The sequence below is a fragment of the Lysobacter sp. A289 genome (assembly GCF_054072675.1).
The window spans coordinates 145,541-162,549 of sequence record NZ_JBSVRN010000001.1; the positions used below are offsets into that span (position 1 = coordinate 145,541).

General features: G+C 64.2%; 15 protein-coding genes and 2 riboswitches. Of the genes, 7 read left to right on the forward strand and 8 right to left on the reverse strand.

Annotation, left to right across the window (positions count from 1 at the left end; translation table 11 throughout):
• Nucleotides 1–50: 50 nt before the first annotated feature.
• A riboswitch (S-adenosyl-L-homocysteine riboswitch) is annotated at nt 51–155 on the reverse strand.
• 34 nt (nt 156–189) lie between these two features.
• The 7 genes from ACW5DN_RS00715 to ACW5DN_RS00745 all read right to left on the reverse strand — a co-directional run bounded on the left by ACW5DN_RS00715 (nt 190) and on the right by ACW5DN_RS00745 (nt 8,614).
• Nucleotides 190–1,782, reverse strand: a complete 1,593-nt coding sequence (locus ACW5DN_RS00715) for an SDR family NAD(P)-dependent oxidoreductase (RefSeq protein ID WP_456962915.1) — start codon at nt 1,780–1,782, stop codon at nt 190–192.
• A gap of 208 nt (nt 1,783–1,990) precedes the next feature.
• Entirely contained in the window at nt 1,991–3,229 is a 1,239-nt protein-coding gene (gene metK, locus ACW5DN_RS00720) for a methionine adenosyltransferase (RefSeq protein ID WP_456960853.1), read from the reverse strand.
• A 145-nt stretch (nt 3,230–3,374) separates the two neighbouring features.
• Complete coding sequence (gene dusB / locus ACW5DN_RS00725; protein ID WP_456960854.1) at nt 3,375–4,373, reverse strand: tRNA dihydrouridine synthase DusB; 999 nt, start codon at nt 4,371–4,373, stop codon at nt 3,375–3,377.
• 48 nt (nt 4,374–4,421) lie between these two features.
• Complete coding sequence (locus ACW5DN_RS00730; protein ID WP_456960855.1) at nt 4,422–5,426, reverse strand: ribokinase; 1,005 nt, start codon at nt 5,424–5,426, stop codon at nt 4,422–4,424.
• A 13-nt stretch (nt 5,427–5,439) separates the two neighbouring features.
• A complete protein-coding gene (locus tag ACW5DN_RS00735; RefSeq protein WP_456960856.1) occupies nt 5,440–6,714 on the reverse strand; it encodes a nucleoside permease in 1,275 nt (424 codons plus the stop codon).
• A gap of 123 nt (nt 6,715–6,837) precedes the next feature.
• Nucleotides 6,838–7,974, reverse strand: coding sequence for a diguanylate cyclase domain-containing protein (locus ACW5DN_RS00740; protein WP_456960857.1), 1,137 nt, complete (start codon nt 7,972–7,974; stop codon nt 6,838–6,840).
• 61 nt (nt 7,975–8,035) lie between these two features.
• On the reverse strand, nt 8,036–8,614 hold the full coding sequence (locus tag ACW5DN_RS00745; protein ID WP_456960858.1) for a TMEM165/GDT1 family protein: 579 nt from the start codon (nt 8,612–8,614) through the stop codon (nt 8,036–8,038).
• 71 nt (nt 8,615–8,685) lie between these two features.
• A riboswitch (yybP-ykoY riboswitch) is annotated at nt 8,686–8,852 on the reverse strand.
• A gap of 142 nt (nt 8,853–8,994) precedes the next feature.
• Here ACW5DN_RS00745 and ACW5DN_RS00750 point away from each other — a divergent pair.
• From ACW5DN_RS00750 to ACW5DN_RS00775, 6 genes are all read left to right on the forward strand, one after another.
• Nucleotides 8,995–9,966 carry a potassium channel beta subunit family protein gene (locus tag ACW5DN_RS00750; protein ID WP_456960859.1) on the forward strand — a complete coding sequence of 324 codons (972 nt, stop codon included), beginning with the start codon at nt 8,995–8,997 and terminating at the stop codon, nt 9,964–9,966.
• A gap of 115 nt (nt 9,967–10,081) precedes the next feature.
• Entirely contained in the window at nt 10,082–11,038 is a 957-nt protein-coding gene (locus ACW5DN_RS00755; RefSeq protein ID WP_456960860.1) for an SPFH domain-containing protein, read from the forward strand.
• 3 nt (nt 11,039–11,041) lie between these two features.
• Complete coding sequence (locus ACW5DN_RS00760) at nt 11,042–11,479, forward strand: NfeD family protein (RefSeq protein WP_456960861.1); 438 nt, start codon at nt 11,042–11,044, stop codon at nt 11,477–11,479.
• A gap of 168 nt (nt 11,480–11,647) precedes the next feature.
• Nucleotides 11,648–12,784 carry a glycine cleavage system aminomethyltransferase GcvT gene (gcvT, locus tag ACW5DN_RS00765; RefSeq protein WP_456960862.1) on the forward strand — a complete coding sequence of 379 codons (1,137 nt, stop codon included), beginning with the start codon at nt 11,648–11,650 and terminating at the stop codon, nt 12,782–12,784.
• A gap of 99 nt (nt 12,785–12,883) precedes the next feature.
• Nucleotides 12,884–13,279, forward strand: a complete 396-nt coding sequence (gcvH, locus tag ACW5DN_RS00770; RefSeq protein ID WP_456960863.1) for a glycine cleavage system protein GcvH — start codon at nt 12,884–12,886, stop codon at nt 13,277–13,279.
• A 798-nt stretch (nt 13,280–14,077) separates the two neighbouring features.
• Nucleotides 14,078–14,767, forward strand: a complete 690-nt coding sequence (locus tag ACW5DN_RS00775; protein WP_456960864.1) for a hypothetical protein — start codon at nt 14,078–14,080, stop codon at nt 14,765–14,767.
• A gap of 94 nt (nt 14,768–14,861) precedes the next feature.
• On the opposite strand, the gene ACW5DN_RS00780 is transcribed toward ACW5DN_RS00775, so the two are convergent.
• Nucleotides 14,862–16,313, reverse strand: a complete 1,452-nt coding sequence (locus tag ACW5DN_RS00780; protein ID WP_456960865.1) for a serine hydrolase domain-containing protein — start codon at nt 16,311–16,313, stop codon at nt 14,862–14,864.
• Nucleotides 16,314–16,383: 70 nt separating this feature from the next.
• Here ACW5DN_RS00780 and ACW5DN_RS00785 point away from each other — a divergent pair, with 70 nt between their 5' ends.
• A complete protein-coding gene (locus ACW5DN_RS00785; RefSeq protein WP_456960866.1) occupies nt 16,384–16,977 on the forward strand; it encodes a LemA family protein in 594 nt (197 codons plus the stop codon).
• Nucleotides 16,978–17,009: the final 32 nt, after the last annotated feature.

Genomic DNA, 17,009 nt, shown 5'->3' on the forward strand with positions numbered 1-17,009 from the left:
TCCGGTTCGGTCCCTGCCGCATCGAACATGCGGACGTCAGGGCGGGTGATGGCAACCGGGCGCCGTTGTTGCGGACGGCACGTCCGTGGGACGTGTCATCGGTTCTGCCAAGCCTGGCCGTACTCTGGGTCACGGTCGCAGCGCCCCTTGGCGGACGGGTCGATTATACCGGCTCGATCCCGACAATCGTTACCAGTCGGTCGGCTTGTAGTCCTTCAGGAACTGGCCCCAGACGTGCTCGCCGGTATTGATGCCATTGATGATCGGATCGACGATCCGCGCCGCTCCATCAATGATGTCCAGCGGCGGATGGAAGCGTTCTTCCAGCACCTTGCGCGCGGCCAGCTCGGCCGGATCCTCGTCGGTGACCCAGCCGGTGTCCACGCTGTTCATGTGGATGCCGTCGCCGTGGTAATCGGCGGCCGAGGTGCGCGTCATCATGTTCAACGCCGCCTTGGCCATGTTGGTATGCGGATGGCGGGTGGTCTTGAAGTTGCGATAAAACTGGCCCTCCACCGCGGACACATTGACGATGTGCTTGTCGCGGGTAGGTTCGCCACCATCCGCGCTGCGCAGCATCAGCGGCTTCAAGCGCGCGTTGATGAGGAACGGTGCGATCGCGTTCACCAGTTGCACCTCCAGCAATTCCACCGACGGCACCTCGTGCATCTGCAGTCGCCAGGAATTGCGTCCGCGCAGGTCAACCTGCTGCAGGTCCTGGTCCAGCCGGCCTTCGGGGAACAGGTGTTTCTGGCCCAGCAGTTCCTCCGCCAGCAGCGGAACCTGCGATAGCTCGGCCGCGCGCAGCAGCCCGGCGGCCTCGCCAGTCATCGTTGGCAAGTCACTGCGCGCCGCCGCGGCCTGCACCGAGGCGGTCGCCTCGCCGAGCAGATCCTGGCTGCGCAAGCCCTCGTAATTGCCGATCAGCTGGCGCACCGCTTCCGGCGTATCGCGCAGCGCCGCGGTCTCGCCGGCCATCATGTGGGCGTAGAACTCCGGCGGGCGACGCACCGTCTGGCAGGCGTTGTTGATGATGAAATCCAGCCGCGGGCGGGTGGCCAGCAGCTCGCTGCAAAACGCCTCTACGCTCGGCGTATGGCGCAGGTCCAGGCCAAACACCTCCAGCCGGTGGCCCCAGTCGCCAAAATCCGGCTCCTGCGCGTAGCGGGCGGCGGAATCGCGGGGGAAGCGGGTGGTGACAATCAGTTCCGCGCCCGCGCGCAGTAGTTTCAGTCCGGCCTGATAGCCGATCTTGACCCGCCCGCCGGTCAGCAGCGCGACCCGGCCGTTGAGGTCGGCCAGCTCCGTGCGCTTGTGGAAATTGAACGTTGCGCAGGTCGGGCACAACTGGTCGTAGAAGTGGTGCACCCGGGTGTATTTCTGCTTGCAGACGTAGCAGTGCAACAGCTCGGGGGATTCGTGGCTGCCGCTTGCTGCGTCGACCTCGCCATGGGCCAGTAACGCCTGCGCGCCGGGACCGTGAGGCGGAAAGTAGTTGAGCGCGGTGAACACCGGCTTGCGCCGTAACGCGCGGATGCCGGTCTGGTTCAGCATCGCGTCGGCACGGCGGATGTTCTCGGCGTTGCGCTCGCGCTCGCGTGCCTTGAGTTTCTGTCGGCGGGTGCCCGGTTCGGGGTGGTAGACCCGGGCGACGGCCTGGTGCAGCCGCTTGCGCTCGGCATCCGGCACAGCATCGAGCAACGTGCGGTCAGCGGCGACGGCTTCCAGCAGCTCCAGTGCCGCGCGCAGGCGCTCGGGCGAGAGATGGTCGCTGTCGTCCATCGGCGGTGGGGTGGTGTCGGTGTTCAAGGAGCGCAATCCGTGTTCTGGGGCGGGGCAGTGCCGCTGGTCGTGCGACCAACGAAGAGGGGTGGCTGCGATCGGTGCGAATGCCGCCGTGAATGTCACGGCGAGCAACGTAAACGGGCCGCGAGAGGCGGCCCGTTTACGACGACATCATTCCGATTGCAGCCGCGCCAGCTGCGCCATTCTACTTCTTCAGCTTAGCCGCCTTGCGTAGCTCTTCGGCCTTGTCGGTCTTCTCCCACGAGAACGCCGTCGCCTTGTGGGTCACGCCGACCGAGTCGGTGTAGCTGACGTCCCTGGGCTTGCGGCCAAAGTGACCGTAAGCCGCGGTCGACTGGTAAACCGGGTGGATCAGGTCGAGCATCTTGACGATGCCGTACGGACGCAGGTCGAAATGCTTGCGGATCAGCAGTTCGAGCTTGTCATCGCTGATCTTGCCGGTGCCGAAGGTGGTGACCGAGATCGAGGTCGGCTCGGCGACGCCGATCGCGTAGGACAGCTGCACCTCGCACTTGTCGGCCAGGCCGGCGGCGACCAGGTTCTTGGCCACGTAACGCGCGGCGTAGGCGGCCGAACGGTCGACCTTGGACGGGTCCTTGCCGGAGAACGCACCGCCGCCGTGGCGGGCCATGCCGCCGTAGGTGTCAACAATAATTTTGCGCCCGGTCAGGCCGCAATCGCCCACCGGTCCGCCCACCACGAAGATGCCGGTCGGGTTGATGTGGATCTTGTTCTTGGGCAGCGACTCCAGCCACGCCTTGGGCAGCACCGGCTTGAGGATGTGCTCGCGAACGGCCTCGACCAGGTCCTTCTGCTTGATGCCCGGATCGTGCTGGGTCGACAGCACCACCGCATCCAGGCCGGCGATCTGGCCGGCGTCGTCATAGCGCAGGGTGACCTGGCTCTTGGCGTCTGGACGCAGCCACGGCAGCGGGGAGTTCTTCTTCTTGCGGATCTTCGCCTGCTGCTCGACCAGCCGATGGCTGTAATAGATCGGCGCCGGCATGAATTCGGGGGCCTCGTTGCAGGCATAGCCGAACATCAGGCCCTGGTCGCCCGCGCCTTGCTCTTCCGGCTTCTTCAGCTTCTTATTGCTGCCATCCACGCCGGCGGCGATATCAAGCGACTGCTTGCCGATCAGGTTCAACACGCCGCAGGTGGCGCCGTCAAAACCGACCTCGGAGCTGTTGTAGCCGATATCCAGGATGACCTTGCGGGTCACCTCTTCCAGATCGATCCACGCCGAGGTGGTGATCTCGCCAGCGACGATGGCGACGCCGGTCTTGACCATGGTTTCGCAGGCCACGCGGGCACGCTTGTCCTGGGTCAGGATCGCATCCAGGACGGCGTCGGAGATCTGGTCGGCGATCTTGTCCGGGTGGCCTTCGGAAACGGATTCGGAGGTAAACAGGTAGCTGGACATCAGGGCTATATCCTTGCATTCGGATAAAGGGATGGGTGCGAATGATACAGGCAACATCTGGTGGGCGCATTGTGCCGTGACCGGAGTTTGCCTGTGGTTAAGGTGGTGCTGCGGGCGGGTGGCCGGCTCCAGCCGCGGAGCATATTCAGGCGGCGACGGGCAGCCGCGGCGCGACGCCGGCGATCAACGCGTCGAAATAATCGCGGGTCAGCCGGACCTGCAACTGGGCGTTCTCGGCCTGGTTGACCACGGCGCGGAAGGCGGTGTTTTCCGGGTGGTCTTTCGCATACCAACCCAAATGCTTGCGCGCGATACGCACGCCGGAACGCTCGCCATAGAACCGGTGAAGGTGATCAAGGTGGCCCAGCAACACGTCGCGCACCTCGACCAGGGACGGCTCGGCCAGCAACTCGCCGGTCGCCAGGTAATGGGCAATCCCGCGGAATATCCAGGGCCGGCCTTGCGCGGCACGCCCCACCATCACCGCATCGCAACCGGTGTACTCCAACACCGCCTCGGCCTTGTGCGGAGAGTCGATATCGCCATTGGCGATGACCGGGATCGACAGCGCCGCCTTGACCTCGGCGATGGTGTCGTACTCGGCCACGCCCCGGTACTGCTGGTCGCGTGTACGTCCGTGCACCGCCAGCGCGGCAATACCGGCGGACTCGGCGATGCGGGCGATTTCCAGCGCATTGCGTTGGCCGGCGGCCCAACCGGTGCGGATCTTGAGGGTGACCGGAACATCCACCGCGTTGACCACTGCTTCCACGATCCGCGCAACCAATGCCGGCTCCCGCATCAGCGCCGACCCGGCCCACGCGTTGCAGACCTTCTTGGCCGGGCAACCCATGTTGATGTCGATGATCTGCGCGCCCTCATCGACGTTGTGGCGCGCCGCGTCGGCCATGATCGCCGGCACGGTACCGGCGATCTGGATGCTGATCGGCGCCGGCTCGCCGGCATGGTCCATGCGGTGGCGGGACTTGGTGCTCGCCCAGAAGCGCGGGTCGGACGTGGTCATTTCCGACACACACAAGCCCGCACCCAGGCGCTTGCACAGCACCCGGAACGGCTTGTCGGTGACCCCGGCCATGGGGGCGAGGATCACCTTCGGATCAATGCTGTAAGGGCCGATCTGCATGGTGCGTATTCTAGCCGGCCCCGCGCGGCGTGCCGACGGAACTGCCGACTACTTGTTGACGACCCGGCTGGCCGGGGTGGCGGCAATGGCCCCGTCCCCGTCCGGTCGCAGGCGTGGCATTGCCTGGGCGGCGCCGGTCTGCTCGGTGGCGCGTGCGGCATAGCGATTGGCAAAGGCGATGTGCCGGGCGAAGGGATGCGACGGCAGCTGGGCGATCGACGCCACCAGCGCACCGTTGAAGGCATCGCCGGCGCCGGTGGTATCGACGGCATGCGCTACGGCGGCGGCAGACCGATAGAACGCGCGGTCATCGCCGCGGCGTTGATGCTCGGCGTGCGACACGAAGCAGCCGGCCGCACCCAGGGTGATGATCACGCTGCCGTGCGGCAACAGCTTGCGGCAGTGGCCATGCAGGGTTGCATCGTCCAGGGTGCTGAGATCGTCGGCGGCCAGCCGGTCGCCGTGGTGGCGAAGCAACTGCGAACAGAACTCCGATTCGTTGGGCGTGATCAGGTCGCTGAGCGCCAGCAGGGCGGGAGTCAGGTCGGCATCCGCCGGCGCCGGGTTGAGCACCGTCATCACGTCTTTGGCGCGAGCAATCGCGAACCCGGCCGCCACCGCGGCGGCCGGCGACTCCAGTTGCGCCAGCACCACCGTTGAGGAGGCCAGCACGCGGGCCTGCGCGTGCACGAAGTCCGCGCCCAGATCCGCGTTCGCACCGGGCCCGAAGACGATGCTGTTGCGGCCATGCCGGTCGACGTAGATGCCGGCGGTTCCGGTGGGCGCATCGCTGTCGGCGGCGTGCAGCTCGATGCCGTCCGCGGCCGCCAACGAGCGGGCGAGCTGGCCGCCCACGTCGGAACCCAGTGAGCAGACGAACGCGGTCTGTGCTCCTGCGCGCGCAGCCGCTGTGGCCTGGTTGAAACCCTTGCCACCCGGGCCGGTGTGGTACGTGCCGGCCAGGGTTTCACCGACTTGCGGCAGGGTCGGCAGCACCCACACATGGTCGATGTTGAACGAACCGATGATGGTGACCGTGCCGACCCGCGTCATCTGTCGCTCCCGCTCAGGCGCCCAGATCGCCGGCGCGGCGTTGGTCCACGACCGCCGCTGACTCGCGCTTGTGCTTGAACAGCGGCACGAACAGGATCGCGATGGCGAGCGCGTACAACGCGAAGGTCATCCAGATGCCGTGCCAATCCTTGCTCTGGTCCGGGTTGGTGAACCAGTGCTCGATGATGAATCCGCTCAGCAGGCTGCCCAGTACCGCGCCGAACCCATTGGTCATCATCATGAACAAGCCTTGCGCGCTGGCTCGTATCTTCGGGTCGCTCTGGCCCTCGACGAACAGCGAGCCGGAGATGTTGAAGAAATCGAAGGCCATGCCGTAGACGATGCAAGACAGCACGATCATCCACAGCCCGTCGCCCGGATCGCCATAGGCGAACAGCCCGAAGCGCAGGAACCACGCCAGCATGCTCATGGTCATCACCGCCTTGATCCCGAAGCGCTTCAGGAAGAACGGGATGGTCAGGATGAACAAGGCCTCGGAGATCTGCGAGATCGACATGATGATCGCCGGGTAGCGCACCGTCAGCGTGTCCTTGTAGCGCGCGTCATTGGCGAAGTCGTGCAGGAACGTATCGCCATAGGCGTTGGTCAGTTGCAGCGCCGCGCCCAGCAGCATCGCGAAGATGAAGAAGATCGCCATGTTGCGATCACGGAACAGGCGGAACGAAGTCAGCCCGAGCGCGTCCACCAGCGAGTGCTTTTCACTCTTGCCCAACTTGGGCGGACACGGTGGCAGGGTGAATGCGTACAACCCAAGCAGCAACGAGGCGCCGGCGGCGACGTAGAACTGACCGGCCGAGGTCTCCAGGTGCAGCAGGCTGACCGTCCATAAAGCGGCGATGAACCCGACCGTTCCCCAGACCCGGATCGGCGGATAGTCGCGCACCACGTCGCGGCCCTCGTTCTTCAGCGCGTTGTACGCCACCGTGATCGCCAGTGCGATCGTCGGCATGTAGAACAGCATGTTGAGCAGCATCACCCAGAACATCGTGGTCGGGTTGTCGACCCGGGGCAGGAAGAACAGCACCACCGCCCCGCCAATGTGCAGCAAGCCGTAGAGCTTTTCTGCATTGATCCACTTGTCTGCGACGATGCCCATCAACGACGGCATGAACAACGAGGCGATGCCCATGGTCGAGAAGATCGCGCCAAACCCGGTGCCCGACCATTCCTTGTTCTGGAACCAATAGGCGCCGATGGTCAACAGCCACGCGCCCCAGACAAAGAACTGCAGGAAGTTCAGCACGATCAGTCGAAGTTTCAGGCTCACCAGGTTTGCTTCCCTTGATCACGGCCCGCATTGAGCCGTCGTTGCACGGCAGCGTAGAGGGAAATAGCGTGGTGGTGAAGCGCCGCGGTTGGCCACCGGGGATGTGGCGCCGCTGCCGCGCGCTCAGCCTTCACGGGCGATGACCCGGTTGCGACCTTCACGCTTGGCCACTTTCAGGCGTTGGTCGGCACGACGCAAAAGCTTGGACAAGTCGTGTCCGTCCTGCGGGCTGGCGGCGATTCCGGCGCTGAATGTCAGCCACATTGGCTCGAGCTGGCCGCGTTCGGGATTGAACGGATGTTCCGCCAGCACGCGCCGTATTGCCTCTACCCGCTCCCAGGCGGTGCCTACCGGTTGCCGCATCACCAGCACCAACTCCTCCCCGCCCAATCGCACCAGCCAGTCACCCGGCTCCACCGCGTCCTGGATGACACCGACCACGTGGCGCAGCGCCCGGTCACCTGCGTGGTGTCCGGCTTCATCGTTGACCCGCTTGAAGTGGTCGATATCGATCAACGCCAGGCTCAGGCTGTGACCGTCCTGGTTGGCGGCCTGGAGCAACCGCGGCATCCGGTGCAGCAACCAGGTGCGGTTGGGCAGCCGGGTCAGCCCGTCGGTACCGGACATCTCCACCAGCCGTTGGGTCCGGTAAACCACCGTAGCGGTGAGCAGGGTCACGATCACCAGCAGCAGCAATCGCTGGATCTGGGTGCTGGCGGTAATCGCCCCATAATCGCTGGAGAGCAACTGTTCCGGTGAAGTTGCCGCGGAAAAGACCAGCGCGCTCAACAGACCGTATTGCACCAGCGCCAGTACGCCGGCAAACACGGTAGTGCGACCGTCATTTCGCAACGCCGTCAGCAAGATCGCAAGGAAGTAACAGCACCACACGACCATGCTGTTGAGTGCGGCAGGCAAATGTTGGGTGGCCAGCACGACCAGCACCGCCGTGGTGGCCGTGACGTCGAAGGCGGCGGTCGCGAATGGAAGCCAGCGATAGTGGCGCGGCCGGCGTGCCAGTTGCAACCAAAGCAGCGAGGCCAGGTTGGCGAAAATTGCCCCGCCCAGTCCGATCAGGGTCTCGGCGACCGAGCCGCCCGTCAATGTATGCGCCAACGGCAGCAACAGCAGCAACGCGGCGATTACCACCCGTAGCCGGGCCACCAGCAACTCACCGCTGGCGCCGCTTTCGAGCATGATCTCGTCAGGTCGCGACAGCAGCGTCCTTACCGCCTCGCTGAAACCTTGGTGGCTATCCATCGCGTCCCCTCAATGCCTGCGGCGAGGATAGCGCGAGCGGGTGGCGGATGTCGGTGGGAGGCTACCCCAGGCCGCGCGTTGCAACCCAGATACCCAGGCCTGCGAATACCGCCGCGGCCACGTAGCGTGCTGCCTTGAGCGGCAACCGATCGGCGAACCGGCTGCCCAGCAGGACTATCGGCACGTTCGCCAACAGCATGCCGACGGTGGTGCCGACCACCACCTCCCACAAGGGGGAATACTTTGCCGCCAGCAACACCGTGGCGACCTGGGTCTTGTCGCCGATCTCGGCAACGAAGAAGGCGATGGTGGTGGCGATGAATGCGCCACGTGCCGGCGTTGGCGAATCGTCCTCGTCGAGCGTGTCGGGCTTGAGCGTCCACAACGCGACGGCGATGAAGCTGGCCGCCACGATCCAGCGCAGCGATTCGGGCCGTAACCACTGTGCGACGAGCACGCCGAACCAGGCCGCAAGCGCGTGGTTGAGGATGGTCGCGACAAAAATGCCGCCGATGATCGGCCATGGCTTGCGGAATCGCGCGGCAAGCAGCAGCGCCAGCAACTGGGTCTTGTCGCCGATCTCTGCCAGGGCCACGGTGCCGGCCGAGAGCAGGGCGGTCGCAAGCGGGAATGCATCCATTTCAAGTTCCGGGGCCGGGCGGCGTGGTGACGAAAGCAGGCCGCGCCGCCCGACCCGGGCCGTCCCGTGAAGGGGCCGCCCATGGATTGTCTGCGCAAGCCTGCCTTCGGTCTCGTCCATGCCACATCATCGGATGCGACCCGCATGCACCATGGCCAGCCGGCCAAGTATGTTGATGCATGCTCCCGTGTCGATGTGCTCGACGCTACGTCGACGCGGGCGGACTACTCCCCGGAGGAAGAAGCCCGCGCAGTCTACCCTGTCGCCGTCTGGTTGTCGTGGCTGGTTGTCGTCGCGTGCTGTCGTGGCGGGGCAGGGCCGTCATGGTGGTCGCGGCTGCCGGATTACACTGATGCCATCGCGTAGAAGGAGTCGTCATCATGCAATATCGCCGCCTGGGAGCTTCCGGCCTGCAACTGTCAGCGCTGTCGTTTGGTGCCTGGGTCACCTTCGGCGGGCAGATCCCCCGTGGCACCGCGCGTGAGCTGATCGCCGCCGCGTGGGATCACGGGATCAACTTCTTCGACAATGCCGAGACCTACGGCAATGGCGTGGCCGAGCAGTTGATGGGGGATGTCATTGCCGACCTGCGGCTGCCGCGAGATGGCTATTGCGTGTCCAGCAAGGTGTATTTCGGCGCCACCGATGCACCGCGACCGACCCAGCGCGGGCTGTCACGCAAGCACGTCACCGATGCCTGCCACGATGCGCTCAAGCGCCTGCGCGTCGATTATCTCGATCTTTACTACTGCCACCGTCCCGACCCGGACACCCCGGTCGAGGAAACCGTATGGGCAATGGACGCGTTGATCCGCCAGGGCAAGGTGCTGTATTGGGGCACCTCGGAATGGTCCGCGGCGCAGATTCGCGAGGCCCATAAAATTGCCCGCAACCACCACTTGCATGCACCGACCATGGAGCAGCCGCAGTACAACGTGATGCATCGTGAGCGGGTCGAGCTGGAATACGCGCCGCTGTACGCCGAGTACGGCCTCGGCATCACCACCTGGTCGCCGTTGGCGTCGGGCCTGTTGACCGGCAAGTACAACGCCGGTATCCCCGCGCAGACCCGGCTGGGCCAGCAGGACAACGACTGGTTGCGCGAGCTGGTAATCGGCGATCCCGAGCAGCGGCGGATCGAGCGTGCCCGGAAATTCACTGCCCTGGCGGCCGAGTTCGATGTGGCTCCCGCGCCGTTGGCGATCGCCTGGTGTCTGCGCAACCCGCACGTGTCCAGCGTGATCCTGGGTGCCAGCCGGGTGGAGCAGTTGTTGCAGAACCTGCAGGCCATCGAACTGCTGGAGCGTCTGGACGAGACGTGCTGGCACAAGGTGCGCGTCGTGGCGGCCTGAGCGGGCGGGTACGGATCCGTCCCCCGCGAAAGACGCGGCGGCGACATGTGCAGGCTGATCCCGTGCGGCGTCCAGCTGTGCCTATACTCGCCCCTTCAGACAAGGGGAACAGGGAATGACACTGGGATCGATACTCGCCATCGTGCTGTTGGTCGTCGGCATCGTGATGGTATTCAAGGCGGTACGCATGGTGCCGCAAGGCTATGAGTGGACGGTCGAGGCGTTCGGCAAGTACACCCACACGCTATCGCCGGGGCTGCATTTCCTGATCCCCGTCTACCAGGACATCGGCCGCAAGATCAACATGATGGAGCAGGTGCTGGACGTGCCCAGTCAGGACGTCATCACCAAGGACAACGCCGTGGTCAAGGTCGATGGCGTGGTCTATTTCCAGGTGCTCGACGCGGCCAAGGCGGCCTACGAGGTCGCGCAGCTGGAGATCGCCACGCTCAACCTGGTGATGACCAACATCCGTACCTCGATCGGCTCGATGGACTTGGACGAATCGCTGTCGCGTCGCGACGAGATCAACGCCAAGGTGCTGGTCGCCGTCGATCAGGCCACCCATCCGTGGGGGTTGAAGGTTAACCGGATCGAGCTGAAGGACATCGCCCCGCCGCGCGACCTGATTGAGGCGATGGCCCGGCAGATGAAAGCCGAGCGTGAAAAGCGTGCCAACATCCTCGAAGCAGAGGGCTTCCGGCAGGCGGAGATCCTGAAGGCCGAGGGCGAGAAGCAGAGCACCATCCTGGAAGCCGAGGGCGAGCGCGAGGCGGCGTTCCGCGAAGCGGAGGCGCGCGAGCGGCTGGCCGAGGCGGAGGCCAAGGCGACCGAGATGGTGTCCAACGCGATTTCGCAGGGCAACGTGCAGGCGATCAACTACTTCATCGCCCAGAAGTACATCGAGGCGTTCAAGGCATTGGCCGAAGCGCCGAACCAGAAGTTCGTGCTGATGCCGATGGAGTCGGCCGGCGTGATCGGTTCGCTGGCCGGTATTGCCGAGCTGGCCAAGGAATCGCTGGGCCAGCAAGCCGGCAATCGCGTGGTGCCGCCGGTGCGGGCTGGAGGCTGAGCCATGCATTGGGACTGGCAGGCAGTGAGTTGGGGAGCGGTCGCACTGGCGTTGTTCGCCATTGAGGCCCTCGCGCCGGGTGCGTTCATGCTCTGGCTGGGGTTTGCGGCGGCGGCGGTGTTCGTGTTGGTGTTGCTGTTCGATATGCCGTTGCTGGCACAGATAACCGCGTTCGTGGTGCTGAGCTTCGTGTCGATCCAGATCTATCGTGTCCGGTTTCGTGGTCGCGGGCGCCAAAGCGACCGGCCGAACCTCAATCGCCGCGCCGACGCCCTGGTCGGCCAGGTGGTGCCATTGCAGCAGGCGATCGTGCAGGGCCATGGACGGGTGCAGATTGCTGACGCCTATTGGGATGTCAGCGGTCCTGATCTGCCGGTCGGCGTGCCGGTGCGTATCGTCGGCAGCTCGGACATGACCCTGCTGGTCGAATCGGTGGGTTGATCGGTGGCGTCATCGACGGGAACAACCGCAGATTGATCCGCCGGCCCGCGAGCCAGGGGTTCGCCAGTCACAGATGAAGGACGCGGCGATGCAGTCTCTGCGTCGCCGCCCCGAAAGTGTTCGCGTCTCTGGGATAATGACTGGCTTCCCCTTTCATCAGGATTGGTCATGACCCAGACGACGGCTTTGAAACAAACGGTCCTCAATGGCAGCCATCGTGCGCTTGGCGCCAAGATGGTCGACTTCGGCGGCTGGGACATGCCGATCCACTACGGCTCCCAGATCGACGAGCATCACGCGGTGCGCAAGACGGCGGGCATGTTCGACGTCAGCCACATGACCGTGGTCGACCTGCATGGCGACCGCACCCGTGAGTTCCTGCGCAAGCTGGTCGCCAACTCGATCGACAAGCTGAAGAAGCCGGGTAAGGCGTTGTACACCTGCATGCTCAACGAGCGCGGCGGTGTCATCGACGACCTGATCATCTATTTCATGGCCGAGGATTTCTTCCGCCTGGTGGTCAACGCTTCCACCCGTGACAAGGACATGGCCTGGATCAACGCGCAGGCGCCGGCGTTTGACGTGCGTGTCACCGAGCGCGAGGACCTGGGTCTGGTGGCCGTGCAGGGCCCACGGGCGCGGGATACGGTGCTCGGCCTGCTGGAAGAGGGCGAGCGCGAGCGGGTCGGCAAGCTCGCGAAGTTCTCCGCGACCGATACCCGCACCGCCGACGGCACCCAGGTGTTCCTGGCGCGCACCGGCTACACCGGTGAGGACGGCTTCGAGTTGGTGCTGGAGCAGGGTCGCGCCGTTGCCTTGTGGGACGCATTACTCGCCGCCGGCGTGAAACCCGCAGGCCTTGGTGCCCGCGACACCTTGCGCCTGGAGGCGGGCATGAACCTGTACGGCCAGGACATGGACGAGGATGTCTCGCCCTACGAAGCCGCACTGGGCTGGACCGTGTCGCTCGACGAGGGCCGTGACTTCATCGGTCGCGACGTGCTCGAGCAGCAACATGCCGATGGCGCGCCCCGGCAGCTGATCGCCCTGGTGATGGACGACCGCGGGGTGTTGCGTCACGGCCAGAAAGTGCTGACCGACCATGGCGACGGTGAAATCACCTCCGGCACCTTTTCACCCACCCTGGGCAAGGCGATCGCGTTTGCCCGGATTCCCGCTGGCGAGGTGTCGCTCGGCAGTGCCGGCAACGTGCGCGTGGACATCCGTGGCAAGGAAGTGCTGGTTCGGGTGGTGAAGTTCCCGTTCGTGCGCGACGGCCAGGCCCAGGATGGGGTATTGGCGTGAGCCGACCGGCAATCCGTGTCTCGAGACACCCCGCGGCCCCCACCCTTGGTTACACTATTTGCCCCTTCATCCCATCAGCCGTAGCAGCGGAGCATTGTCATGAGTGAGATCCCCGGCGATTTGAAGTTCCAGAAAACCCACGAATGGGCCCGAGCCGAAGACGACGGCCGGGTCACGGTAGGAATATCCGACCACGCCCAGGGACTGCTGGGTGACCTGGTGTATGTCGAGTTGCCGAACATCGGCGACCGCGTCGAGGCGGGCAATCCCTGTGCCGTAGTCGAGTCGGTCAAGGCCGCGTCGGACATCTACGCGCCGGTCACCGGCACCGTGGTCGCGGTCAACGATGCGCTGACCGACAAGCCCGAGACCATCAACGAGGACGCATTCGGCGAAGGCTGGATCTTTGCCCTGGAGGTCGAGAATCGCGACGAGCTGGAAGAGCTGCTCGACCCCGACGCATACGGAGAGTTGATTGAAGACGACGATCACTGATCGGCGCCCTGGCTTACCCGAACCCGCGTCGGCAACGACGCGGGTTTTTTTGTCGGTGGACATCGCGGACAAGCCGACATCGGCGCTCACGCGACGTCGAAACCTTCGCGCATTTCGGCGCACTTGTGCTTGTGCAATGCGGTGATGCGATGGCTTGGCTTCAGATTTGGATGTCACGATTGTGTGGTGAAAATATCACCACATGGATTTTCTGGCGCGATGCCAGCGACTGCCAACTGCACCAGCTCGCTGCATGGGAGCGTCATTGAAAGCCGTACTGCATATGGCTCCCTGCGTACCCGTACAAATACGTCATGCGTGTCGGCGTTGCGCGTGTCGAGTCGAGCAGGTGTGCCGGATGCCTTCGTTGAAGAGGTCGGCGACGGCACGTTGATAAATCGAGTGTGCAGGATTGTTGACAGCTTGAAAGTCCGTGATTAGGTTTTGCCCAGCAGACACTTACTGCGGAAGAGAGTGAGCAAAGCCAACGCAACAATGTGCGCAACAAGTCGGGCCTCCATCACGTCAATCGAAATGGTGGCCACGGGACTGTCGTCCCTGACGGGAAACGCATCACGTCGTTGCAAGAGGTCCATCGCAGTCAGCCCGGTTCGTCAACGGCGGATCGGGTTTTTGTTTTCCCGGTGTTGCAGTCGTCAAGGCCGGGGTTGCGTGGGACTGGTTCGAATCCGTTCCGGAGCGTCTTCTTGCACCGGCGGCTGGTCGTGGGTTGTACCCGCGGCATTACTTGGTACTGGGCTGTATTTACCGATAGACCACTGACGAGGAGTCATCAACATGGCCACCACGAAGAAAGCTGCGAAGAAGAAACCCGCTGCCAAAAAGGCGGCAACCAAGGTTGCCGGCAAGCCGGCGGCGAAGAAGGTTGCCAAGAAGGCAGCGACCAAGAAGCCTGTTGCCAAAAAGGCAGTGAAGAAGGCGGTCGTCAAGAAGTCAGCTGCCAAGAAGGCGGTGAAGAAGTCCGTTGCCAAGAAACCGGCAGCCAAGAAAGCCGTGAAGAAGGCCGCAACCAAAAAAGCTGCGGCGAAGAAAACCGTGAAGAAGGCCACCGCCAAGAAAGCCACGGCCAAGAAAGCGGTGAAGAAGACTGCCGCGAAGAAGGCGACTGCGAAGAAGGCCACGGCCAAGAAAGCGGTGAAGAAGACCGCCGCGAAGAAGGCGACGGCCAAAAAAGCAGTGAAGAAGACTGCCGCGAAGAAGGCGACGGCCAAGAAGGCTACCGCCAAGAAAGCCGTGAAGAAGACTGTCGCGAAGAAAGCAGTGAAGAAGGCCACGGCGAAGAAGCCCGCCGTCAAGAAAGCAGCCAAAAAGAGTGCATCAGCCCGCAAGCCGACAGCGAAGAAGGTCAGCAAGCCGGCGGCCAAGAACGTGGCCGACAATGGCACGGCCAAGAAGCCGGCTCGGCGTGCCGCCCGCAAGCCAGCCGCGCCCAAGCCGATGCCGATTACCCCGGTGCCAATAATCTGAACAGTACCCGATACCGGAATAGCTGATCCGACTCTCTCCCGCAGCCCAGGCGGGGGAGAGTTTTTTTATTTGCAGGCTCTTCGCAGGAGCCCGGCTATCGTGGCGCGGCGCTTGCGCTGGTGGCCGTGCTTCCCGGAGCCTCGCCCTGCTCCTGCCGGTTGGCGTACATGCTGGTCGTGGTCCGGTCCATATCCACATCGACCCAGGCAGTGAGCTCCGACGGGATGGCCACTGCGCGGTCGATCATGGTCGGCAGCAACCCCGACGGAAGCGAGCTTTCTCCGTTCCACAGCACCGCAATGCCCAGGTCGCTCTCGGGTAGCAGCGCGATCATGCCCCGATAACCCTGCACCGCTCCGGCGTGGTAGACCAGTCGGTGGCCGGAGTAGTCATAGACGCGCCAGCCCAACGCATAACCTGCCGAGTCGAGGCGGGCGCGGCGCCAGGCCGAGCTGCGCGTCTGGTAGGGCGTATCCACCAGCGACTCGTGCAAGGTGGCCAGTAGTGGTGCCGGCAGTACGTCGGGACGGTGGCCGGTCTGGGCGATCAACCATTGCGCCATGTCGCTGGCGCTGGCATTGATCCCCGCTGCCGGGGCCACTTCGTAATAGGTGGACTTGGGCATCAGCGAGACCCAGCCGCCGCGACCGCGCACATGCGGTTTGGCCCAGCGCGCGCTGGACTCGATGCCTTCCAGGCCGACGCTGGCATCGTTCATCCCCAACGGTTTGAGCAGGCGGCTTTGGACTTCCTGGCTGTAGAAGTCGCCGGTCGCGGCAAACACGATGTCGCCAATCAGGCTGAAGGCCACGTTCTGATAGGCATAACAGGTGCCCGGCGCGCACTTCATTGGCGCATCGGCCAGCTTGCGGGTCAGGTCGCGGTAGGAAACGTAATTCTCAAGGTCACGGTCATAGGCGTTATGCGGCAGGCCGACGCGATGACTGAGCAGGTCCGCGACGGTGATTTTCTGCGCGGCGCCGGCCCTGCTGAGTTCGAACTGGGGCAGGTAATCGGTCAGCTTGCTGTCCCAGCGCAGGGTGCCATTGCTGACCAGCAGCCCCGCCGTGGCGCCGGCGAAAGCTTTCGACAGGGAGGCCAGGCGGAACACCGTGTGTCCGTCGACCGGCTCGGCATCGCTGACATCGGTAATGCCGTAACCGCGAGCGCTGAGTATCTGTCCGTTATGCACGATCGCCATCGCCAGGCCCGGCACCCGTTGGTCGGCGACGATCTGCTGCGCCATGGCCTCGAAGGTCTGGACATCGAAACCAGTGGGCAGTGGGGGGCCGGCTGGATGGATCGCTGGCGGCGGTAGCTCGGCAGTGGGCCACGCAGGTTGCGAGGCGGGCGGCACCACGACCGGTACCACCGTGGCTGCCGGCGCTTGGCCAGTGTCTGCCACGGTGATGGTCGGACTCGGCGGCGGTGCGTCGTCCGCGCGCAATGAAGTCTGCGCAGTGGAGGCCAGAGCCAAGGTCAAGAGGAACGCGAGTGCCGCCAAGCGTCCGCTGATGCCGGGTCGCCCGTTTGGATCGTCTTTCATCGGTCGCAGCGCCTGCGTATGCTGGGTTCACCCGATCATAACGCTGTTATCCAGAGGTTTGCGAGCAATCATGTTCAGCTTCCTGATTCTATTGGCTTTAGTTGCCCTATTCATCTTCTGGGGTGTCGGTCTTTACAACGGTCTGGTGACGGCGCGGAACCGTTTCAAGAACGCATTTGCGCAGATTGACGTGCAACTGCAACGGCGGTTCGAGCTGATTCCCAACCTGGTGGAAACCGCCAAGGGTTACCTGAAACACGAGCGCGAGACCCTGGAGTCGGTGATGAACGCGCGCGCGGCGGCAATATCGGGCCTGTCGGCGGCCAACAGCCGACCCGGTGATCCCGAAGCAATGGCGCAACTGGGCAACAGCGAGGGCATGCTGCAGGGTGCCCTGGGCCGGCTGCTGGCCGTGGTCGAGGCGTATCCGGACCTGAAAGGCAACCAGACCATGATGCAGCTGACCGAGGCACTGACCAGCACGGAGAACAAGGTGGCTTTCGCCAGGCAGGCCTACAACGATGCGGTGACCGCCTACAACACGCGGCGCGAGGTGTTTCCTGCCAGCCTGATCGCCGGCAACTTCGGCTTCAAGCCGGCGGGCCTGCTCGACATTCCGGCCGATCAGGAGCAAATGCGCCAAGCGCCGCAGGTACAGTTCTAGCGCCGCCGCCGGTAGCGCCGCCAGGTCACGCC